Annotated in this window: 21 protein-coding genes; 10 read left to right on the top strand and 11 right to left on the bottom strand. The window is 64.2% G+C overall.

The window, feature by feature from the left end; translation table 11 throughout:
* Nucleotides 1–90 precede the first annotated feature (90 nt).
* Nucleotides 91–723, top strand: coding sequence for a VTT domain-containing protein (locus tag AB0362_RS23115; RefSeq protein ID WP_317548831.1), 633 nt, complete (start codon nt 91–93; stop codon nt 721–723).
* Nucleotides 724–762: 39 nt separating this feature from the next.
* Entirely contained in the window at nt 763–945 is a 183-nt protein-coding gene (locus AB0362_RS23110; protein ID WP_269595781.1) for a hypothetical protein, read from the top strand.
* Here AB0362_RS23110 and AB0362_RS23105 read toward each other — a convergent pair.
* From AB0362_RS23105 to AB0362_RS23070, 8 genes are all read right to left on the bottom strand, one after another.
* Nucleotides 933–1,763, bottom strand: a complete 831-nt coding sequence (locus AB0362_RS23105) for a MerR family transcriptional regulator (protein ID WP_317809204.1) — start codon at nt 1,761–1,763, stop codon at nt 933–935. The genes AB0362_RS23110 and AB0362_RS23105 overlap by 13 nt on opposite strands.
* Before the next feature lie 97 nt (nt 1,764–1,860).
* Nucleotides 1,861–2,337, bottom strand: coding sequence for a GNAT family N-acetyltransferase (locus AB0362_RS23100; protein WP_317809202.1), 477 nt, complete (start codon nt 2,335–2,337; stop codon nt 1,861–1,863).
* A 48-nt stretch (nt 2,338–2,385) separates the two neighbouring features.
* Nucleotides 2,386–3,510, bottom strand: coding sequence for a hypothetical protein (locus AB0362_RS23095; protein ID WP_317809200.1), 1,125 nt, complete (start codon nt 3,508–3,510; stop codon nt 2,386–2,388).
* Between the two features lie 101 nt (nt 3,511–3,611).
* Nucleotides 3,612–4,703 (bottom strand): sn-glycerol-3-phosphate ABC transporter ATP-binding protein UgpC, encoded by a 1,092-nt coding sequence (gene ugpC, locus AB0362_RS23090; RefSeq protein WP_300515952.1) that lies wholly within the window; start codon nt 4,701–4,703, stop codon nt 3,612–3,614.
* 21 nt (nt 4,704–4,724) lie between these two features.
* Nucleotides 4,725–5,891 (bottom strand): galactokinase, encoded by a 1,167-nt coding sequence (gene galK / locus AB0362_RS23085; protein ID WP_317809199.1) that lies wholly within the window; start codon nt 5,889–5,891, stop codon nt 4,725–4,727.
* Nucleotides 5,888–7,033 carry a galactose-1-phosphate uridylyltransferase gene (galT, locus tag AB0362_RS23080; RefSeq protein WP_317809198.1) on the bottom strand — a complete coding sequence of 382 codons (1,146 nt, stop codon included), beginning with the start codon at nt 7,031–7,033 and terminating at the stop codon, nt 5,888–5,890. The genes galK and galT overlap by 4 nt, the downstream gene beginning before the upstream one ends.
* Nucleotides 7,020–7,835 (bottom strand): DeoR/GlpR family DNA-binding transcription regulator, encoded by an 816-nt coding sequence (locus tag AB0362_RS23075; protein ID WP_317809197.1) that lies wholly within the window; start codon nt 7,833–7,835, stop codon nt 7,020–7,022. Before AB0362_RS23075 ends, galT begins: the two co-directional genes overlap by 14 nt.
* Nucleotides 7,835–9,868 carry a beta-galactosidase gene (locus tag AB0362_RS23070; protein ID WP_317809196.1) on the bottom strand — a complete coding sequence of 678 codons (2,034 nt, stop codon included), beginning with the start codon at nt 9,866–9,868 and terminating at the stop codon, nt 7,835–7,837. Before AB0362_RS23070 ends, AB0362_RS23075 begins: the two co-directional genes overlap by 1 nt.
* A gap of 211 nt (nt 9,869–10,079) precedes the next feature.
* Here AB0362_RS23070 and AB0362_RS23065 point away from each other — a divergent pair, with 211 nt between their 5' ends.
* Genes AB0362_RS23065 through AB0362_RS23050 form a run of 4 tightly spaced genes read left to right on the top strand, consistent with a single transcriptional unit; the run spans nt 10,080 to nt 15,382 of the window.
* Nucleotides 10,080–11,375 carry an ABC transporter substrate-binding protein gene (locus AB0362_RS23065; RefSeq protein WP_317809195.1) on the top strand — a complete coding sequence of 432 codons (1,296 nt, stop codon included), beginning with the start codon at nt 10,080–10,082 and terminating at the stop codon, nt 11,373–11,375.
* A gap of 49 nt (nt 11,376–11,424) precedes the next feature.
* Nucleotides 11,425–12,324 carry a sugar ABC transporter permease gene (locus AB0362_RS23060; RefSeq protein ID WP_068045284.1) on the top strand — a complete coding sequence of 300 codons (900 nt, stop codon included), beginning with the start codon at nt 11,425–11,427 and terminating at the stop codon, nt 12,322–12,324.
* Nucleotides 12,324–13,253 carry a carbohydrate ABC transporter permease gene (locus tag AB0362_RS23055; RefSeq protein ID WP_317809194.1) on the top strand — a complete coding sequence of 310 codons (930 nt, stop codon included), beginning with the start codon at nt 12,324–12,326 and terminating at the stop codon, nt 13,251–13,253. Before AB0362_RS23060 ends, AB0362_RS23055 begins: the two co-directional genes overlap by 1 nt.
* Nucleotides 13,250–15,382: an alpha-galactosidase gene (locus tag AB0362_RS23050; protein ID WP_317809192.1), complete on the top strand. Its 2,133-nt coding sequence runs from the start codon at nt 13,250–13,252 to the stop codon at nt 15,380–15,382. Before AB0362_RS23055 ends, AB0362_RS23050 begins: the two co-directional genes overlap by 4 nt.
* Before the next feature lie 78 nt (nt 15,383–15,460).
* On the opposite strand, the gene AB0362_RS23045 is transcribed toward AB0362_RS23050, so the two are convergent.
* Complete coding sequence (locus tag AB0362_RS23045; RefSeq protein ID WP_317809190.1) at nt 15,461–16,720, bottom strand: reverse transcriptase family protein; 1,260 nt, start codon at nt 16,718–16,720, stop codon at nt 15,461–15,463.
* Between the two features lie 350 nt (nt 16,721–17,070).
* Between AB0362_RS23045 and AB0362_RS23040 the strand changes: the two genes are divergently transcribed.
* Nucleotides 17,071–17,478 (top strand): DUF302 domain-containing protein, encoded by a 408-nt coding sequence (locus tag AB0362_RS23040; protein ID WP_068045290.1) that lies wholly within the window; start codon nt 17,071–17,073, stop codon nt 17,476–17,478.
* Between the two features lie 283 nt (nt 17,479–17,761).
* Here the strand turns inward: AB0362_RS23040 and AB0362_RS23035 are convergent, their stop codons facing one another.
* Both AB0362_RS23035 and AB0362_RS23030 read right to left on the bottom strand, forming a co-directional pair.
* Nucleotides 17,762–18,025 (bottom strand): metal-sensitive transcriptional regulator, encoded by a 264-nt coding sequence (locus AB0362_RS23035; RefSeq protein WP_011331580.1) that lies wholly within the window; start codon nt 18,023–18,025, stop codon nt 17,762–17,764.
* A gap of 114 nt (nt 18,026–18,139) precedes the next feature.
* Nucleotides 18,140–20,320, bottom strand: a complete 2,181-nt coding sequence (locus AB0362_RS23030) for an MMPL family transporter (protein WP_317809188.1) — start codon at nt 20,318–20,320, stop codon at nt 18,140–18,142.
* Between the two features lie 135 nt (nt 20,321–20,455).
* On the opposite strand from AB0362_RS23030, the gene AB0362_RS23025 reads away from it, so the two are divergent.
* From AB0362_RS23025 to AB0362_RS23015, 3 genes are all read left to right on the top strand, one after another.
* Entirely contained in the window at nt 20,456–20,692 is a 237-nt protein-coding gene (locus AB0362_RS23025) for a DUF2892 domain-containing protein (RefSeq protein WP_068045302.1), read from the top strand.
* On the top strand, nt 20,689–21,312 hold the full coding sequence (locus AB0362_RS23020) for a class I SAM-dependent methyltransferase (protein ID WP_317809186.1): 624 nt from the start codon (nt 20,689–20,691) through the stop codon (nt 21,310–21,312). The genes AB0362_RS23025 and AB0362_RS23020 overlap by 4 nt, the downstream gene beginning before the upstream one ends.
* 311 nt (nt 21,313–21,623) lie before the next feature.
* Nucleotides 21,624–22,142, top strand: a complete 519-nt coding sequence (locus AB0362_RS23015) for a DUF3558 family protein (protein ID WP_317809185.1) — start codon at nt 21,624–21,626, stop codon at nt 22,140–22,142.
* Nucleotides 22,143–22,165 lie beyond the last annotated feature (23 nt).

The following is a 22,165-nucleotide window of genomic DNA, read 5'->3' as shown; positions in this document are numbered from 1 at the left end:
ACCCACGGCCCGAGGTAGGGCTGGCCCTACCGTCGATCCGTGGGTCGATCGTGGTGTTTTCCGTGCCACGGTCGACCAGATTCGACAGGTATGAACCTGAACATCCTCGATGTGGACCGATTGTCGTCCGTGCCCGTATGGGTCGTCTTCGCTATCGTATTCGTGCTTCTGGCGTTCGAGTCCGCGTCGTTGCTCGGTCTTTTCACACCAGGAAACAGCGTCCCGATCACGCTCGGGGTGCTGACGTCGATCGGCGTCGTACCGTGGCTCCCTGCCGTCGTCACCGCCGCGGTCGCGTCAAGCCTGGGGGCGCAGTGGGCGTTCTGGCACGGTCGCCGCACCGGCACGGTGTTGGGTCTCGGGCGCGCGGAGTCGGCGCTGCCTGCCGCGGTGATCAGGGTTGTCCACGGGCTGGCCACACACGCACGATCACGACCACGCACTGTCGCCACTGCCGGTCACCTCATCGGGGGTGTCCGCACCATCACGCCCCGACTCGTGGCGACCTCCTCACTGCGGCATCGCGAATACATGGTGCTCAGCCTGCTGGCCGCTGTCGTGTGGGCAGGTGTACTGGTGTCGGCCGGAGCGTGGCTGGGCGACCGGACCATCATCAGGACCGCCCTGGGATACGCCTGGATTCCGGCTCTGACGATCATGATCGCGACCCAGCTCAAGCGTCGAACACGCTCGTCTTCTCCCGAACTTGTCAGAGCCCGGTGATATCAAGGATGTAGAGAGATACGACAGAAAGGGATTCGCATGTCCGCACGCTTCGATACCTGCCACGGCACACTCGTGATCCACGCGGTCGGCGGTGCGGAGTGCACGGAGCCGGACTGCGTGGACCTCGAGTACGTCCGCCACTTCCTGGTGCTCGAATGCGAGGATGTCACCGGCGGCTGCCAGTGCACCGCCCTCGTGGAGTTCGCTCAGGCGTCCTGACGTCGAACCACCGGCTGCTGCAGCTCGGTGACCCAGTTCTCCTGCGGCTGTGGCTCCGATACCAGGTAGTACTCGCGGCAGATGCCGGAGAGTTCGTAGCCGTTGGCCTCGATCCACGCCATGAACTGTTCCCACGTCTCACCGATCGTGGCCATCGAACCGTGGTGAACGGTGGTCACCGCGAGTTCGACGGGCGGAAGCTCACGAACCTCGAAGCCCTCACCCGAAACGACCTCAGGTGTCACCTCGAATGCGGCATGCACGGTGACGCCGCTGCCGTCCCCGTCGTCGACGGCCTCGTACATGGCGATCGACGACGGCCCGAACGTCACGCCGTGCCCGGCTAGCGTCTGGGCGAGTCGGGCGTACATCGGGCCGATGACCGGGCCGATGTTCTCGGGTCCGAACCCGGCGGCGGTCTCGGTGACGAGAGCAACACGGGTGGGTGGCAACGACTTGGTGTCCACGGTGATCATCGAAATCCCTTCGGTGTGGGAGAGCCGCGCATCGATGCGACGCAGACGAGCGGCATCGAGATCGAGTCGACGCGCGACATCATCACGCTTCGCGGCAAGCATCTCGCGCAGCCGATCATCATCGACCTGGCCGTGCACGATCTGCGTCACCTCGTCGAGCCTGAACCCGAGGTCCTTGAACATGAGAATGCTTCCCAGAACCTCGAACTGCGAACCGTCGTACGAGCGATAGCCCGTGAACGGATCCACCCGTGCCGGCGTCAACAGCCCGATCTCGTCGTAATGCCGAAGCATCCGAACCGACACCCGGCCGATCGATGCGAACTCTCCAATGCTGAACATGACCCTCCGAGGTTCTCGTCTCACACAGTGTGAGGGTCAAGAGAACAAAATCGGGTGCACTGGACCGCGGTGAGCGCGGTCAGCTGCACCCGATTCTTCAGCGCACGGGAATCGAGAAGCGAACCGCCGACCCGATGAAGTCGACACGTTCGCCTCCTGCTCGCTCCAGCGTCGCGATCGAGGCCGCGTTGTCCACCTCGCATACCGCCGTTACCCGGGCCATGCCCACATCAGCGGCGAGCCTCAGCATCTCGCGAACTGCCCAGGAGGCAACTCCCCGACCTCGTTCGGACGGTCGAACCCCGTAGCCGAGGTGCCCGAGACGGTCGGCGAGTTCATGGCTGTCGTGTCTGAGTGCGATGCCGCCCACTACGCGTTCACCCTGCACGATCCAGCGGTACGTGCACTCGGCGTCGACCCGAAGCCGCTCGACCCAGTCCGAAAAGCCCTGTGCCGACTCCACATCGTCGTCGGCCTTCAGCCCGAAGCCGTCCTCGTGGAACCCAGGCCCCCACTCTGCATGAGCCTCCCGCCAGGCGGCGGCGAAGTCATCGGAGGGAACGACGAGGTGCACCGGCCGACGGTAGCACCGGATCGAGGCGCACCCCGATCCGACGTCCGTTCATCGAGGGGTGATGGAACCGAGGAACGAGGTGGTCCAGATGGCCGAGTTTGCCGATCCTGCAGCATCGTTCGTCGGAACCAGACCGTTGAGTGTCACCTGTCCGCCGGTCAGGCCGAGAGCAGGCTGCGGCGGCAAGGTGAAGCCGCAGGACTGCTGCACGGTGCCCGGTTCGATCGGCAGATCGATACGACGGCACTGTCCGGTGGACGTGGCAGTGAGCGCAGGCGTGACACCGTAGCTCGTGATGCTCAACGATGCGCCGAAATCCGGAGACGACGGGTTCTGGTAGCAGATCGATGCGGTGGCTGCGACGTCCGCGGAGGGCTCGGTCGATGCCGCGCCGGTGGCGGCGTCCACCGACACCGCGTGAATCTCCGTCGTGCGCACACCACCCGGGCATGCAGGAGTGCTTCCGGTCGAGACCGAGTTCACCTCGCGCCCGACGCTGTACTTCACGGAACCGGTCGGTTGCGGTGTTCCCGCAACGGGTTCCGGAACGGGAGCGGTCCCTTCACCGAGTGTGTAGAGCGTCCACAGCGAGCCGGTGCGTCCGTCCGGCAGGCGAAGCGGGTTGGCGATCGAGTTGCTGGTCGCGACACCGTCGATGACCCCGGAATCGTTGGGGTTCACTCGCAGAACACAATCGACGGCCGCGCGACCGGGCAACCCGATCATGAACTCGATCCCGCACGGCCCGTACATCGACAACTCGCCCAGTCCGGGGGCTGTCAGTGCGCCCCACTGGTCGAGGAAGGCCTGGCCGTCGATGATCGGCCCGGCGCACACGTAGATCGGTCCGACGTTCTGAGCCGTCGGGTTCTGCAGGAAACCCGTCGACGGGTCGTTGGTGAAGGTGTACATCCGCGCGTCGAGGCGTTCGACAACGGTCGACGAACGCGGGGAGCCGAAGTAGTCGTTGCACGCCGCGTTGTCCTCCGCGGTCGGACGCTGGCCGCTGTCTACGGTACGGAAAACGCTGAAGCTACCCGGCCCGTTGTCGATGGACCCCATGATGGTCGCTGGTGCCGGACTCGGCGCAGGATCCGCCGAGGCCGTAGCGATCGGACACAACGCGACCGCCACTGCAGACACCACGACGCCGCGCAACCACTTCTTCGACACTTCGTATCCCCCGGAAAAATAGTGGATCCGCAATTGGTGCAGATCGGACTCACCCCGCCGAGGAGACTAACGCAACAGCCGTTGAGAAGCGAGAGGTGGCCCTAGGGGCGCAGGTTCAATCCTGTTGTCGTCGAGAAGTAGTGAGCGGACTCCGCGCGTGGGGCGATTCGGAGGACATCGCCCTGCGACGGGGTTGCGATATCGGGGATGCGCGCGATGATCTGTGCCCCGACGGTGCCGAGATTCGACGCGTCCTCGACGGTCCGGCCGTAGATGTAGGCGTCCGCACCGAGTTCCTCGACGACGTCGACGACGATGTCGGTTCCGGACTCGGAGAGCGTCCACGCTTCCGGTCGCACGCCCATCGTGACGCGGCTGCCGTCGATCCGGTCGGCGATGGCGCGCTCGATGGGGACCGACAGCGAGCCCAGCTTCGCGGCTCCGGCGACCACGTCCACCTCGAACAGATTCATCGCGGGAGAGCCGATGAACCCGGCGACGAAGGCGTTGACCGGGCGCTCGTACAGCTCCTTCGGGCTGGCACACTGCTGCAGCACACCGGCTTTCATGATCGCCACGCGATCACCCATCGTCATGGCCTCGACCTGATCGTGGGTGACGTACACCGTGGTGGTGCCGAGCCTGCGCTGCAGTAGCGAAATCTGCGTGCGGGTCTGAACGCGAAGCTTGGCGTCGAGGTTGGACAGCGGCTCGTCCATGAGGAACACCTGCGGGTTCCGCACGATCGCGCGGCCCATCGCGACGCGCTGACGCTGACCGCCGGAGAGCGCCTTGGGTTTACGGCCCAGGTAGTCGGTGAGGTCGAGAATCTTCGCCGCTTCCTCGACGCGTCGGCCCACTTCGGCCTTGTCCATCCCGGCGATCTGCAGTGCGAAGCCCATGTTCTTGGCGACGGTCATGTGCGGGTACAGCGCGTAGTTCTGGAACACCATCGCGATGTCGCGTTCCTTGGGTGCCAGCGAGGTGACGTCGCGATCGCCGATCTTGATGGCACCGTAGTCGACGTCCTCCAGCCCGGCGAGCATGCGCAACGAGGTGGACTTTCCGCAGCCGGACGGACCGACGAGAACCAGAAACTCGCCGTCCTCGATGGCGAGGTCCAACGATTCGACCGCCGCGACGTCCGATCCCGGATAGAGCTTGGTCGCTCCTTCGTACGTGACCTGTGCCATGGGAGTACTCCTTTGTAGAGGTTAGAAGAATCGATGCGCGGAGCCGGAGGGCTCGGCGGTCAGAAAAGTGGGTTCCGGCAGTTCGGATCGCGCTGCACCGGTTGCGATCTCGTCCGCGACAGCCTGGACCAGCTCCGAGGGCACCAGCGCAATGGCAGAGCCGCCGAATCCCCCGCCGGTCATCCGGGCCCCGTATGCACCCGCGCGCAGCGCCGCATCGACCGCACTGTCCAGCTCCGGTGAGCTGACCTCGTAGTCGTCTCGCAAGGACGCGTGCGAGGCCGTCATCAACTCACCGAGTTCGGCTCCTGCGGCGCCGCCGTCGAGCAGTTCGGCGGCCTCCTCCACTCGGCGAATTTCGCTGATCACGTGGCGAACTCGCGCGATCAGGGTGTCGTCGACGAGTCCCGACACCGCCTTGTCCAGATCGAGACCGCGCAGCGTCGTCACCCCCAATTCGGCGTACGCGGTGTCCAGCGCCTTCCGGCGTTCCCCATACTGGCCGTCGACCAACCGATGCGGCGCGTTGGTGTCGATCACCAGCAACCGAGTTCCCGACGCGGCGAGATCGAGGGGTATCTGACGCGTCGAACCGTCGAGACAGTCGAGTAGCAGCGCATGTCCCGACTGGGCCGACATCGCGATGTTCTGATCCATGCCGCCGGTCGACGCACCGGCGATCTCGTTCTCGGCCCGAATACTGGCGTCGATCAACGCTTTCCGATCGACCTGCAGATCGAAGAGGTCATCGAGCGCCAGCGCGAACGAGCATTCGAGGGCCGCCGAGCTGGACAACCCCGAGCCCACCGGTACCGAGGAGTGCACGGCAACATCGACTCCGCCCACACCGTGTTCCCGCAGTGCCCAGGACACACCTGCCACGTACGCGGCCCAGCCCGACGGCGTGCCCGGCCCGATGTCGCCGAGCTCACCGGTCCACGGCTCGTCGGTGTGTGTGGACACGGCACGCATCGTGGTGTCCTCGCGCCGCCGTACAGCGACTGCGGTGGCGTACGGCAGCGCGAACGGCAACACCAGTCCGCCTGCGTAATCGATGTGCTCACCGATGAGATTGACGCGTCCGGGAGCGATCCAGACGCCGTCGGGTTCGCCGCCGAATGCGCTACGAAACAGCGCGGCGGCACTATCGGCGAGGTTCTCCTCGGCAACGACGTCGAGCCAGTTCACGTCAACACCTCGCGCAACCGATCGGCAATCCGCTCGGGTGTGGTGTCGTTGACCCACGCCCCCATTGCCGATTCGGATCCGGCCAAGAATTTCATCCGACCCGGTGAACGCATCATCGAAAACAGTTGCAGGTGCAGTCTTCCCAGTTCACGGTCGGCTCCGACCGGGGCCTGATGCCACGCTGAGATATACGGCACTTCGTCTACGCCTTCGAAGAATGCATCGACACCGCGCAGCAGCTCGCGGTAGACCCCGGCCAGCTCGTCTCGCTCTGCACCGTTCAACTCGGCGAGGTCCGCGACGTCGCGACGAGGAGCGAGATGCACCTCGACGGGCCAGCGCGAAGCCGCCGGGACGTACGCGACCCAGTGTTCGGCATCGACGACGATGCGTCGACCCGAACGCAGCTCGGCGGCGAGTACATCGGCCAGCAGCACTCGACCGGTGCGCTCGAAGTGTGTGCGCGACTGTCGCATCATGGCGTCGGTGCGGGGCGGAAGGTAGGGGTAGGCGTAGATCTGACCGTGCGGGTGCGTCAGCGTGACGCCGATTTCCTTGCCACGGTTCTCGAAGCAGAACACCTGCTGCACGCCCGGTATTGCCGACAGAGCCGCTGTGCGATCGGCCCAGACGTCGATGATGGTGCGGACGCGGGAGAGCTCCAGCGAGACGAAGGAAGCCTCGGGATCACTGGCGAAGCAGATCACCTCGCAGCGTCCGGTGCCGGGCGCGAGCGGCCACAGCGCCTCGCCGTCCACCTCTGTCGGAAGCGTCTGTTGTGCAGCAGTTTCGGACAGTGATGGGAACCGGTTCTCGAACACCACCACGTCGTAGTCCGACGCCGGGATCTCGGTGGCCGGGCGGCCCGGCCGGCTCGGTGCCAACGGCGACGCGTCGGCCGGGGGCAGGAACGTGCGGTCCATTCGCTGCGCGGCGATGACGATCCATTCGCCTGTGAGGACGTCGAATCGCATCTGCGACTGCGACATCGACGGTGAGAGAGCGCGGGTATCGACCAGGTCTCGGGTGGCTCCGCCGGAGACGTAGGGCTCGGTGTCGTCGTAGTAGATCAGCTCGCGGCCGTCGGCCAGAGTGGTCGACGTCTTGCGCAGGGCGTGCGTCGTGGCGTCATGCGTGGTCATCGAGTACTCGTTCCTCGTTCGTGTCGACGGGTCTTCCGGCGATCACCACGTCGTCGACCACCTCGGACAACGCGTCCTGCACGCCGGGGTCGAGCCCGGCATCGGTGACGAACACGTCGACGCGGGAGAGCGGGATGGTGTTGGCGAGCGCGCGGACGCCCCATTTGGTGTGGTCGGCCAGCACGATGACGCGTCGAGACGATGCCACCAGCGCCTGATTGGTCTGCGCTTCCATCAGATTGGGGCAGGTGAGCCCGGATTCGATGTCCACTCCGTGCGTTCCGAGGAACAGCATGTCCAGGTGGATGCTCTGCAGCGCGCTGACGGTGAGTGGTCCGACCAGCGCATAGGAGGGCGTGCGTTGTCCGCCGGTGAGCAGGACGGTCTGATCCGTTCGGCCCCCGGTGTGGAAGACCTCGGCAACGGGAAGCGAATTGGTGACGACGGTGATGTCCGGGATGTCGAGTAGTTCCTGGGCGAGCGCGTGAGTCGTGGTACCGCCGGAGATGCCGATGGAGGTCCCCGGTCGCACGAACCGCGCTGCGGCCTTGGCTATGTCCGCCTTGGCATCTCGATCCAGTTCGGACTTCGCGGAGAAGCCCGGCTCGAACACGCTCGCCGATCGCGGCAGCGTGACACCGCCGTGCACCCGCTCGACCAGACCGCGAGCCACCAATTCATTGATGTCGCGTCGAATGGTCATGTCCGACACCGACAGTGCAGTGCCCAGATCGGCGACCTTGACCGCACCCTGCGCGGTCACCTGGTCGAGGATCTTCTGCTGACGCTGATGGGCGAGCATCAGCTGTTCTCGGCAATCACTGCACTACCGCCGGCAGCCACGATCAGCTCACCGTCGACGTGTGTGCCGCTGACCAGATCGGTACCGGTGGCCGGCACACTCACCTTGTCGGTTCCGTGATTGAGCACGAACAGCCAGGACTGCTCCCCCGCCGAGCGCCGCACGATCTCCACATCGGATCCCAGATCTCGTCGAGTCTCGATACCGGCTGCACCGCAGAGCTTGTCGGTCAGTGCCGCCCAGCCGGCCGCGTCGGGAACGGTGGCCGCATACCAGGCAGCGCCGGTGCCGACGGCCCGCTTGGTCAGCGCGGGAACACCGCGCAGATGGCCCCTGGTGTGGCGCGCCAGCACATCGACGTCCTCGGATGCGGTGAGATATTCACTCCAGATCTCACCGACGGTCTCGTCGTCGAGGGACAGGGTCTCGCCCTCGGCGAGCGGGAAGAACTCTTCGACGCGGACTCCGAGCAACTCTCGGAAGGCTCCCGGGTAGCCGCCGAGTCGCACGTGGTCGTCCTCGTCGGCGATTCCCGAGAAAGCAGTGACGAGCACCTGCGCACCGGCTTCGGCCGCGTCGCCAATCCGTGCAGCGGTCTCGTCACTGCACAGGTAGAGGGCCGGGACGACGATCACGTCGTAATCGCTCAGGTCCGTCGACGACGGGACGACGTCGCAGGTCACGCCTGCGGCGGTGAAGCCGTGATGGGCGCGGCGGGCAATCTCCATGGGCTGCATCGCCATCGACGGATGACCTTCCTGCTCGCACGCCCACTGGGAGGCCCAGTCGAACAGCACGGCGACCCGCGCGTCGACGGTGCTGCCTGCCACCGGGGCCATGCGACGCAGTGCCGCACCGAGTTCGACGACCTCACGCCACCGAGCGGAGTCCTCGCCTGCGTGCGGCACCAGTGCGGAGTGGAATTTTTCTGCTCCGGCCTTGGAGGCGCGGAACTGGAAGTAGGCGATGCCGTCTGCTCCACGTGCCATGTGTGCCAGCGAGTTCCGCATCATCTCGCCGGGCACCTTGGCGCGGTTGATGTGCTGCCAGTTGACGGCGCTGGTGGAATGTTCCATCAACAACCAGGGTCGACGCCCCGCGACGCCGCGGGTGAGGTCGGCCGAGAACGACAGCTTGTGATGCGCTGCGGCGTCGCCGGTCTCGGGACCGACGAGATAGTGGTCGGTGGAGACGATGTCCTGCTCGGGAGCCCAGGACGCGTAGTCCATGTTGCCGGCGAGCGCGGGTCCCTGCCCCATACCCACCATGAAGTTGGTGGTGACCGGCACGTCGGGGGTGATGCGGTTCAGCACTGCCTTCTCGGCGCGGTACTGCTCGAGGAGTGCGTCGGAGCAGAAACGGCGCCAGTCGAGTTGGTGCGTGGGATTACCGAACGTGGTGCTCACCGACGGGGGAACGATCTCGTCCCAGTCGCTGTACCGCTGGCTCCAGAAGTCGGTGCCCCACGCGGTGTTGAGGGTTTCGAGGTCGATGTACCTGGCGCTGAGCCATTCCCGGAACGCGTGCGCGCTGTCGCCGGAGTAGCACAGGGCGTTGTGGCAGCCGAGTTCGTTGGAGACGTGCCACATCGCGAGCGCGGGGTGCTCACCGTAGCGGTGCGCCATCTTCTCGACCAGTACCAGTGAATGTTCCCGGTACACAGCGGAACTGGGGCTCCAGGTCTGGCGGCTGCCGATGGCGTACCGGTAGCCGCGCTCGTCGACCGGACGCATCTGCGGGTACGCAGTGGCCAACCACGGCGGGGGCGACGCGGTCGCCGTGGCCAGGTCGACGCGAATATCGCCCTCGTGCATCAGATCCATGACGCGATCGAGCCACTCGAAGTCCCACGTCGTGGCGGTCGGCTGCAGGCGAGCCCAGGAGAAGACACCGACGGTCACGAAGTCGACGCCGGCCTCGTGCATGAGTTCTACGTCGCGTCGCCAGACGTCCTCGGGCCACTGCTCGGGGTTGTAGTCGCCCCCGAAGGAGATTCCCTGGGTCGGCCAGGTGCTGCGTCGCGCTGTGTCCATGCTCACAATATGAACGAGACGTTCTCAGATGTCAACATGAATGAACATTTTCTTACTGATGCTGGTGAGCGGGCCTCGAAGAGCTTGACAGACGCCGTTAGGTCGTGTTTCTGTAACCTGCATCACCCCGAACGGTCAGTCGAGCACCGCGGAACGCACAGCGGAATGTTCACTTCTGATCGTTATCGATATTTTCCGTCGAAGGACTCTCATGAACCCACACGAGTGGCCGCGTACCTGGCAGCCGTCTCGACGCGACTTCCTCAGGTCTGCGCTCGTCGCCGCGGGTGCGATCACCGCAGGTGGCGTGCTGTCGTCGTGCTCGAGCAGTCTCGATCCCAACACGATCACGCTCGGCTCACGGCTGTCGGACAAGAACTCCAAGGTCGGCGTCGAGGACGTCGTCGCCATGTATCGGCAGCAGACCGGTGGCGACATCCGCGTCAACACCGTCGACTCGACGTCGTTCCAGGAGAACGTCAACAACTACCTCCAGGGCACGCCCGACGACGTGTTCACCTGGATGGGCGGCTATCGAATGAAGTACTTCGCAGACAAGGGCCTGGTGGAGGACGTCTCGAGCGTGTGGGCGAGCAACGGCGGCGGATACAGCGACTCCTTCAAGGAGAACTCGACCGGATCCGACGGCAATCAGTATCTGATTCCATTCTTCTACTACCCGTGGGCAGTGTTCTACCGCCCGAGCCTGTGGGCCGAGCGTGGGTACGAACCGCCCAAGACCTACGACCAGTGGGTCACCCTGAGCAAGCAGATGCAGTCCGACGGCGTCACCCCGATCGGCTTCGGTGCACGTGACGGCTGGCCGCCGATGGGGACGTTCGACTACCTGAACCTGCGCCTCAACGGAGTCGACTTCCACCGCACCCTGTTGGCCGGTGACGTCAGCTGGACCGACAATCGCGTCCGCACCGTATTCGACACGTGGCGTGAGCTTCTGCCGTTCCATCAGCCACAACCGCTGGGCCGAAAGATCGCCGACGCTCAGACGGCGCTGCTCAACAAGAGCGTCGGGTCCTTGGTCGCCGGCATGTTCGTCGCACAGAGCTTTCCCGCTGGGCCCGACCGTGACGACCTCGACTTCTTCCCATTCCCCGAACTCGACTCCGCCATCGGCAGTTCCGCGGTCGAGGCCCCGATGGACGGCTTCATGATGCGGGCCGATCCGCGCAATCGCCCCGGTGCCGAGAAGCTGCTGACCTTCCTCACCGGCCCCGGACCTGCCGTCGCCTACGCGAAGCAGGATCCGCAGGCCATCCCCGCACACCGAGACGCCGACCTGTCGGATTTCCCTGCGCTGGTGCGTAAGTCGGCAGACCTCGTCCAGAATGCCGGAGAGATCACGCAGTTCTTCGACCGCGACACTCGTCCCGATTTCGCGTCGATCGTCATGATCCCGGCCCTGCAACAGTTCATCGGCAACCCCAACGACGTCGACGGATTGGTCCGCGGCATCGAGCGTCAGAAGTCGGCGGTGTTCGGAACATGAATCCCGCTCGCCCCCACACCATTCACCCACGTCGAGATCAGGTAATGCCATGACCGCACCCGAACGGGTCAAGTCGCCGAAGATCAGGCGCAGTGTTCGCGAGAAGTGGACCATCGCGATGATGCTCGGCGTTCCCGCGATGATCGTCATCGGACTCGTCTGGATCCCCACGGTCTTCACGGTGATCCTGTCGTTCGCACGGTGGGACGGCATCGGCGGCACGTCGAGTATCGAGTGGATCGGTACCCAGAACTACGTCGACGCGGTCCAGGCATACCCACCGTTCCAGCAGGCGTTGCAGAACAACGTGCTGTGGCTGGTGTTCCTGTTCCTCGTCCCCACCGTCATCGGCATCCTGCTGGCGATCCTGCTGGACAAGAACCTCAAGGGATCTCGGCTCTACCAGAGCATCTTCTACATCCCCGTGGTGCTGTCGATGGCCCTCATCGGCTTCATCTGGCAGCTCATCTACTCCACCGAGGGCGGCGTCCTCAACAGCCTGCTCGGTACCGACGTCGACTGGCTCGGCGATCCGGACATCAACATCTGGGCCGTCATGGTCGCAGCAGGCTGGCGGCACACCGGCTACATCATGCTGCTGTACTTGGCCGGCCTCAAGGCCATCGACCCGTCCGTCCGCGAGGCCGCGGTCATGGACGGTGCCGGACCGATTCGCACGTTCTTCAGCGTCATCTTCCCGCTGATGAAGAACACCAACCTGCTGATCATCGTCATCACCGTCATCGAGGCGCTACGCGCGTTCGACCTGGTGTGGGTGATCAACAAGGGCCGCAACGGACTCGAGCTGATCTCGGCGCTCGTGACGGCGAACGTCGTCGGTGAGGCGAGCCGCATCGGATTCGGTTCGGCACTGGCCACCATCATGCTCGGCATCTCACTCGTCTTCATCGCCCTGTACCTCGCCATCGTTCTTCGGAGCAAAGACTGATGACCACTTCACTCACGCGCACAGCACCTCCCGAGCGCGATCCGCTGACCCGCAATCGCGCGGCCGTCGCCAATCGTCGACGCGCGGGCACCGCGCAGATCGCGATCTACGTGCTGCTGACGGTCATGGCAGTGGCCTGGCTGTTTCCACTGGCGTGGGCGGTGTACAACTCGTTCCGCAGCTACGACTACGTGCTGCTCAACGGCTACCTGTCGGTGGGCGGCTTCACATTCGACAACTACATCGACTCGTGGCAGATCGGCGGCATCCCGCACTACTTCCTCAACTCGCTGATCATCACCGTTCCGTCGGTGCTGCTCATCCTGTTCTTCGGCTCGATGGCGGCGTTCATCCTGGCGCGGTTCAGCTGGAAGTTCAACATCTTCATGTTGGCGGTGTTCATCGCCGGCAACCTGCTCCCCCAGCAGACTCTGCTGACCCCACTGTTCCGGCTGTACAACACAATTCCGGTTCCGTACTGGATGAGCTCCTCGGGCTCGCTGTACGACAGTTACTGGGGACTGATCATCGTGCACGTCGCATTCCAGACCGGGTTCTGCGTCTTCGTGCTCAGCAACTACATGAAGACCGTGCCCCACGAATTGCTCGAGGCCGCGACCGTCGACGGAGCCGGGTTGTTCCGGCAGTACTGGCAGGTCGTCATGCCGCTCTGCCGTCCCGCGCTGGCTGCCCTCGCGACACTCATGGTGACGTGGATCTACAACGACTTCTTCTGGGCCCTGGCCCTGATGGTCAGCGGCGACAAGCTCCCGGTGACGACGGCGCTGCAGAATCTGCAGGGCAGCTTCTTCACCGACACCAACCTCCTCGCCGCCGGTTCGGTGCTGGTGGCACTGCCGACGGTGTTGGTTTTCATTGCGCTGCAACGACATTTCGTCTCCGGTCTGACGATGGGTGCCAACAAGTGAGTTTCACCGTCCTGCGCCGTGACGGAGTCATGGTGATCCTCGGCCCGTCGTCCACCGCGGTTCCGGCCGTGCTGCACTGGGGTACCGATCTCGGTGAACTCTCCGATCACGATCTCGCCGAACTGCGCCGGGCCGCAATACCCGCGGTTCCGCACTCGAGTGTCGACGTACCTCGGTGGCTCACCCTGGCACCTGGTGGCGACGACGCCTGGCAGGGCACCCCCGCTCTGGCAATGCATCGCGACGGTTCGGTGCAGTACCCGCGGTGGGCAGATGTGACCGTGTCCGCTACCGAATTCGGTTGCACTGTGGACGCTTCCGACAGCGAGCTCGGCATCTCGTGGTCGATCGAACTGTCGCTCGAGGTCGGTGGATCACTGCGGGTGCGTCAGGGTGTCCGGAATGTCTCGGGCGTCCCCTTGACCGTCGACGGCATCGTGACCCTGATGCCGTTGCCGGACACTGCAACCGAACTTCTCGATCTGACGGGCCGGCACTGCCGCGAACGCACCCCGCAGCGTCGACGGTTCGATCACGGCACCGTGGCTCGTGCCTCACGTCGCGGAAGAACCGGGCACGACGCCACCCTGGTCCTCAACGCAGGCAGCGAGGGCTTCGGCTTTCGTAGCGGCGAGGTGTGGGGCACTCATGTCGCGTGGAGCGGCGATCACCTACATCTGGCCGAACGTCTGCCCGAGAGGGCCGGTCAGGCCTCGGGCGTGCTGGGCGGCGGTGAACTACTCGCCCCCGGCGAGGTGGTGCTCCAAACAGGTGAGACGTACACGACTCCGTGGGTGCATTTCGTGTACTCCTCAGCTGGACTGGATGGTTCGGCGCATTCGTTGCATCGCTGGATGCGCTCCCGCCCAGCACATCCCACATCCCCGCGCCCAGTGGTGCTCAACGTGTGGGAGGGCGTCTACTTCGACCACGATCTCACCCGGCTGCGCGGCATCGCGGACGTCGCCGCACGAGTGGGCGTCGAACGGTTCGTGCTCGACGACGGCTGGTTCCGCCACCGCCGCGACGACAAGGCCGGCCTCGGCGACTGGCAGGTGGACGAGGGCGTCTGGCCCGATGGGCTGGCTCCGCTGTTCGACCACGTCCGCAAGCTCGGCATGAGCCCCGGCCTGTGGTTCGAGCCCGAGATGGTGAACCTGGACTCCGATATCGCTCGGGCGCATCCGGAGTGGCTGCTCGCAGCACCGGGTCGAGTTCCACTCGAATGGCGTCATCAGAACGTGCTGGATCTGACGCGCCAGGATGTCTTCGACTATCTCCTCTCGGCCATCGATACGGTGTTGGCGACCGAGCGGCCGGACTACGTGAAGTGGGATCACAACCGGGACCTGATGTTGGCGGTCGATACCGACGGGCGTGCTGCCGTGCATGCACAGACGACAGCGTTCTATCGGTTGCTGGACGAGCTACGGTCCCGGCATCCGGAGGTCGAGTTCGAGTCCTGCGCATCGGGCGGAGCCCGCATCGACCTCGAGGTCCTCGAACACACCGACCGGGTATGGGCGTCGGACACCAACGATCCGCTCGAACGTCAACGGCTGCAGCGGTGGACGACGCAGTTGCTGCCGCCGGAGCTGATCGGATCCCATGTCGGGCCGCAGATCGCGCACACGTCCGGACGGTGGTCCACTCTCCAATTCCGCTGTTTGACAGCCCTGTTCGGTCACGCAGGGTTGGAGATGGACGTCACGGAACTATCGTCCGAGGATCACGAGTACCTGGCAGCCTGGACCACGTTGTACAAGGATTTGCGCGGGCTACTGCACACCGGCGACGTGGTGCGCTCCGACCACCCCGACCCGACTGTGTGGGTGCACGGCGTCGTGGCAGCCGATGCATCGGAGGCTGCGTATGCGGTGGTGCGGATGGACACCTCGGCCGAGGACCGCACGGATCGCGTGCGCCTCCCGGGTCTCGATACCTCTCTCAGGTATCGCGTCGAATTCGTACGTGAGCTGAGCGATCTCGGCAACGGCATTGCGCTGCCACCGTGGATCGCCGACGGCGGTGTCCTGGAACTGTCGGGTGCGATGCTCGCGCAGGCCGGCGTGGCACTCCCGGTGTTGTTCCCGCAGACCGGAGTGCTTCTGCGAGTGCGAGCCCTCTGAGGCGGATCGGCTCCCCAGTTCTGGATTTCCGCCTGCGATCGGAGGCTGGAATCCGAATCCGAGGAGCTGATTCGCAGGTCAGTCCCAGGTCACCTGCGACGCCATACTCAGCAGCTTTGCTCGTCGCGTCTCGTTGGTCTCGCCGATGCGCGCGATGCGTCCGTAGACGTGGGCCCGAAAGTCGTTGTGGTCGTTTCGGTTCTGTTCGGCAACGCCGGCGGTGATGCAGTTGTGCAGCAGTGCCCGGAGATTGTCGTACTCTTCTCGGGGCACTGCCGGCCACGAGTTGACGACGAGTCCGGTGAGCTGTTGTCTCTGATGCGCGCGTCGGACCCTGGTCTTGTCCGGATGGATCGTGAAGCCCTCGTCGTGGGCGATCTGGGAGGTCAGCCACAGCAGCCTGTCGACGTCGATATCCGCACCGCCGGAGAACGCCAGGTCGTCTGCGTATCGGCTATAGCGGGCTCCAACAGATCGGGCCAGTCCGCTGGCTCTGATATCGAGTTGTCGTGCAGCGAGATTGGCCAACGCAGGAGACGTGGGCGCACCCTGCGGCAGATGTGTCGCACGAAGCCTCGCTGCGGTGGGACGGTCCATCCCGATCAACTCGCCGGCCGGGGTGACCGTCGTACACAGTGCCGCGAGATTTGCCGCGACCCTCCGTGGGTAGCCGACCGCCTCGAAGATCGCGACCACTCGATCGAAGCCGATGGACGGGAAGAAGCGTCGGAGATCCACGGAGATCACCACGTCGCGCTCGGCGTGGGGCATCGCAAATGTTCGCGGGCTGCGCGCCCTTCGAAAGCCGTGCGCCGCCGGATGCGCCGGTATTCGGTCGAGGATGCGGCGCAGTATCTTTCGCTGGATCTCGCGCAGTCGTGGTTTCGGAACCTCCAGCAGGCGGATTCCCTGCCGCTTGTCGAGTCGCGCAGACCGATAGTGCTGCAACGGGAACGGTGCGGTTCGGAGTCTGCCCTGCAGATCGGCGAACCATTCTATTTCGGAAATCGTCAGGTCGAGGGAACGAGCGAGCTGACCGGTCGTTTCGTAGCGCGGCACCTCGAATCGCCAGGGTTTGCGGCCGGTACGCACTTGCGGTCGCTGCGAAGACCTCGAAGGCTCCGAGATGAACGGGAGATCGCGCAGCAGAACGAATATCGATGCCTCGTCGAACGGCGGGCTCGGATACAGATTGATGATGCGATCGGCCAACCACGACGCCTTCTCAGGCGTGAGACGCGCGAACGCGACCTCGAGGCCTGATCGCGTCCACTCGGCATCAGCCGCCAACCGAGCCAGTGTCGCAGCGGCCCGTGGGGACAATTCGCGTTCGGTCATGGACGGCTGTCGCTCAGGTGAAGCGCTGTGACATGCAACGGCGCGGGGCGACCGAAATCTTTCGTCCTCGGAGCAGCCGTGCACGCGAAGCGTGCGGACCTGCTTCGGACGCAGTGATCGATTCTCGTGATGTACCCAGGGGTTACCCCTGAGAGCGGAGCCCGCGGAGCGACCCAAAACACTGAGACCGGTCCCGCGGACCAACTCTCGCCCACGCGCCGCTGCATACCTCCACCATGCCAAATCGACGCCGGTCTGTCAGCGGGATACGCGACATCTCGCCGGCTGTGCGATACCCATGCGGGTATGCTCGGCATTGTCACCCTCGACAACCGAAGGATCGGAACATCATGACCGAATTGGCCATCAGCACGCGAGTGAACACCACGTTCGAGGACACTGTGGACGCCACTCGAAAAGCGCTGTCCGAACAAGGTTTCGGCATCCTCACCGAAATCGACATGCAGGCCACGTTGAAGTCGAAGATCGACGCCGACATCGAACGCTATGTCATCCTCGGTGCCTGCAATCCGCGGTTGGCGAAGGGAGCGATCGACACGGATCGGCAGGTCGGGTTGCTGCTGCCCTGCAACGTCGTCGTCCGAGCCGACGGAGGCAGCACGATCGTGGAGGCGATGAATCCGCAGGTCATGGTCGGATTGTCCGATGCCTCCGGGCTTGCCGACGTGGCCGATGAGGCCACTGCGCTGCTGCAGGCGGCAATCATGACGTTGGGCGGCGACAGCGCCGTCGTGTGAACCACCACTCGACCTGACCGCTATACCCCCTTGGGTATAGTGGAGTCAGGTGTTCGAGTGACAGAGGAGAAATCATGTGCAGAGCCGTCACGTGCAAGAAGTGCGGAAAGACGACGTGGGCAGGGTGCGGCCAGCACATCGACCAGGTGATGCGGGGCGTTCCCTCGTCGAATCGATGCAAGGGTCACGACGCCGATCCGCCGTCTCCAGGGTTTCTGTCCCGCATGTTCTCCAGAAAATAGTCCTGCCCACCCCGTTCCATTGCGGGGTGGGCAGAAGATTCTCAGGCGAGGGCGAGAAACAGTTTCTCGAGTTCCGCTTCGCTCATCTTCTCGCCTGTCTCCGCTCCCGTAATGCACTCACGGAGTCCGGTGGCGACGATCTTGAAGCCTGCCCGGTCGAGAGCCTTCGACACCGCGGCCAGCTGGGTGACGACATCCTTGCAGTCACGACCGCTCTCGATCATGGCGATCACCCCTGCAAGCTGACCCTGCGCACGCCGCAGACGGTTCAATACCAATGCGATGCTTTCGGTGTCACCGGTCATGTCGTTCAGTCCTTCGTTCGATGAAACTCCAGTTTACCCCTAGGGGTAAGAGTGGTCGTGGTGGCCGAAGCCGGACGGCCTCGGCCACCACTGTGTTGCTTGGATCGGTGACACTCAGCTGTGCGAGAAGCCGATCTTGGGGAGTACCGCACGCAACCATGCGGGTGACCACCATGCGGCGTGGCCGGTCAAGCGCAACAACACCGGCAGCAGAACCAAGCGGATGAGAATCGCGTCCAGCAATACGGCGACACCCAGAATGATTCCCATCTCCTTGGGTGGCAGTGGTTCAGCGAGCGCGAACGAGAAGAACACCGCGATCATCACCGCTGCCGCCGCGAAGATCACCCGTCCCGAATGCGCCATTCCGTCGATCTGAGAACCGTGCGGATCACCGGTGTTCTCGTAGTGTTCCTTGACGCTCGACAGCAGAAACACCGTGTAGTCCATCGCGATTGCGAAGATCATCGCGAAGAAGAACACCGGGCCCCAACCGTTCAGGAATCCCTGCGGCGTGAATCCGAGCAGCGACGAGCCGTGACCGTCCTGGAAGATCAGCTTCGCCACACCGAATGCCGCTCCGGTGGACAGCAGGCTGACCACGGTCCCCAGCAGGGCGATCAGCGGCGCCTGCAGCGCGATCAGCAGCAGCAGGAATCCGAGCACGAGGATCACCGACACCACGATCGGCAGATACTCGTTCAACGCTGTCTGCAGGTCCAGGTTCTCCGCCGGTGCACCGCCGACGATCGCTCCCTCGGGCAGCTCGGCGCGCAAGGCGTCGAGTGTGGTCTCGAGTGCGGGGTCCGACGGGTCCACGTTCGGGATGGCCTGCAGCATGACGAAGTCGGATCCGTCCATGGCGGGCATGGGCGGCGTCACCATCGATACGCCGTCGACGCCCGCTGCGATCTGCGCGGTCTGCTCCGCCTCCGATGTGGGGGCGATGATCTGCAGCATGCCTGGTGCACCTTCACCCATCTGTGCCTGCACCAGTTCGTAGCCCTGCCGAACCGGAGCGTCCTCGGGCACAACCGAAATGGACGGCATGGCGACCTTGAGACCCAGAGCCGGAATCGACAGCGCCACCAGAATCAACAGCGAGCCGATGGCGAACGGCCACGGATGCTTGTGCAGCAGCTGACCCCAGGACGCGAATTTCGGCGAGCGGTGCACCTGCCGCTTCGCGTACGGGAGGGAGCCGGCATTGACCTTGGCTCCGAGCTTGCCCAGAACTGCGGGGAGCAGTGTCAGGGTGGCCGCGAGCACGAACACCACCGCGAGCATGATGCCCACGGCCATCGTGCGTACCGCAGGTGCCGGTACCAGAAGCACGGCAGACAAGCTGATCAGCACGGTCAGACCCGACAGCAGGACTGCTTTGCCTGCCGTGTCCATCGTTTCTGCCACTGCACGCTGCGGGTCGATCCGTCCGGCGTCGATGGTCTTTCGGAGCGCATCCCGGAATCGAACGACGAGGAAGAGCGCGTAGTCGATACCGAGCGCCAGCGCGAACATCATCGCAAAGTTCATGGCCCACACCGAGATCGGTGTGATCTCGTTCAGCAGGACCAAGCCACCCGCGGATGCGACCAGACCGGCCAGCGTCAACAGCAGGGGCAGGCCTGCCGCGACGAGGGATCCGAACGCGAGCACCATGATCGCCAATGTGACGGGCCAGGAGATGATCTCGGCCTTGATCATCGCGTCGTGGTTGGCCTTGTTGAAGTCACTCCACAGCGCCGATGCTCCGGTCGGGTAGACCTCGATCGAGTCCGTGGAGGCTGCGGTCAAGTCGCCCTTCAGATCGTCGACGGCCTTCACCATCTCGTCGGTCGTCCCGTTCGCTCCACCGATGAGGATTCCGGTGTGCCCGTCGGGACTGATCGACATCCCCGGTTGCGGGGGGATCACCTCGGAAATCCGCGAGTCAGCGGCCAGTATGTCGGTGACCTCGGAAATGACAGCCGCGACAGCGGGAGCCGTCACCTGCTCGGTGTCCGAGTGCACGACCACCTGTATTGCGGCAGAAGAGTTGCCGCCGAAGTGCTCCTGTGCGAGTTCGCGAACCTGGACCGACTCCGATCCGTTGGATTGCCAACCGGCACCGGCGAGAGAGCCGAACACCGACGGGGCAAACGCTCCCAATCCGATGATGACCACGAGCCACGCGGTGACCACCCACTTGAAATTGCCTGCCATGCGCGCACCGAAGCGCGCCAACGGCCCCCCGCTGATCCCTGGCGGCGAGCTGTCTGCAGAACTCTCGTCGGTTCGAACGTCCGTAGAACTCACTGTGTGTCCTTAAAGGTCGGGGGCGGTGACCGAACGGTAGCACGGTACCCCCGGGGGTATCAATGACACCCGAACTCGTACCCCCTGGGGTATACATGAACAACACCGTTCACTCAGAGAATCGAGCATCTCTTCATGTCATGTGCTGCAGGATCCGTCCGCCCGAGTATCGATCGCGCAGTACCGGCATTGGCAGGCACCGTGGTGCTCGCGAGCCTCGCGCTCACCCGACTACACGACCGTCGATGGCAAGCACTGACGGCGTTCGTCGGCGGAAACCTCGTGTTCTACTCGGCAGTGGGATGGTGTCCGGCGAGTCTTGTGATGCGACGATTGGGCATGGAGCAATCGACACCGTGCGCGAAGCCATGAATCGACGACATGACAGGTGGCAGCGATACTGGGACAAACAGTCGGTCCACTACGACAAGCACATGAACTTTCTCGACCGCGTTCTGTTTCGAGACACCCGATCCTGGATCTGCTCTCGAGCCACCGGGGAGGTGCTCGAGATCGCGGTGGGAACCGGCCTCAACCTCGACCACTATCCGGAGCGGACGGCCTTGACCGGGATCGAACTGAGCCCGGACATGCTGGCGCGCGGTCGAACTCGTGCAGAGTCGATGATGCCCGATGCCAATCTGATGCTCGGCAATGCGCATGGACTGGAGTTCCCCGACGCATCGTTCGACACCGTCGTCTGCACCTTCTCCCTGTGCGCGATCCCCTCACCCGACGTCGCTCTCGCGGAAATGACACGAGTGCTGCGGCCCGGCGGAACCCTTCTGCTGGCCGACCACGTCCCCTCGTCCTTGCGGGTCGTTCGATGGCTCCAGCGCCTGGTCGAACTGGTGAGCATCCCCGTGGGCGGTGAGCACTTCCTGCGACGCCCATCGCTCGCACTTGTCGGCGACGACGCCTTCACGGTCGAGGACATCGAAAGATTCAACCTCGGACTCGTGGAGCGTCTGCAAGCGCGAAAGCGACTGTGACACAGTCTGACGCAGGGATCGTGGAGTCGAATCCGGTCGCATCCGTTCGATCATGCAGCCGCTGAGGCTGTCTCACCGACGCCGCACAGTGACGCACCTACGATGGCGGCCCATCGGGCGATCGGGCTCGAGTACCGCCGATCTACGCCCCTCGTGGGAATCCGCACCCCCTGGACGCGGTGCGAATCCCCACGAGGGGCGTGAATTCGACCGTCTCGGGAACCGGACGAGGCGGAACTGCGTCCAAGAACATAGGTGTTCTCGAGGAATGGACGACAGCGATGCACAGGGCACGTCGATGGCTCCCGGCAATGGCGATACTTATGCTGCTCACGGGCTGTGCGAGCGCTACAGGGGACGACGCGACTCCGACCGCGACCAGCACCACCATCGCAGCACCCACGACGCCATGGGATCCCTGCACCATCCCCGACGAGGCCATCGTGCGAGCGGGATTGAACGCCGAGACCAAGGAATCGGGGATATTCGGACGCGATCAGTACGGATTCAAAATCTGTGGATGGGAGAACCAGCCGCCGAACAACATGTATTACTTTTCAATATTTGCTGGATTGAAGGACATCGACTACATCGACGATCCGAGCGCCTTCGACCGGCTCTCTCCTGTTCGAGTGGGCACTCGTAACGCCACCCAGTACCAGCAGGTCGGTGCTGATGCCTCCCTCAATTGCGGCGTTGCCTTCGCCGCGGGGGCCCTGCTGCTCAGGGCCACCATCATCACGGACGCAACGGTCCGCAACCCTCCATACGACCCGTGCACGGAACTCAACGCCATAGTCTCCGCGCTCGATTCCGAACTGCCGACCTAGTGCCTACCGATCGAAGGATGCCA

Origin of the sequence: Rhodococcus sp. NPDC079359 (assembly GCF_040702585.1) — a bacterium.
Lineage (GTDB): Bacteria > Actinomycetota > Actinomycetes > Mycobacteriales > Mycobacteriaceae > Rhodococcoides.
The sequence above is the reverse complement of the archived record's forward strand: the minus strand, read 5'-3'. Positions and strand labels throughout refer to the sequence as shown.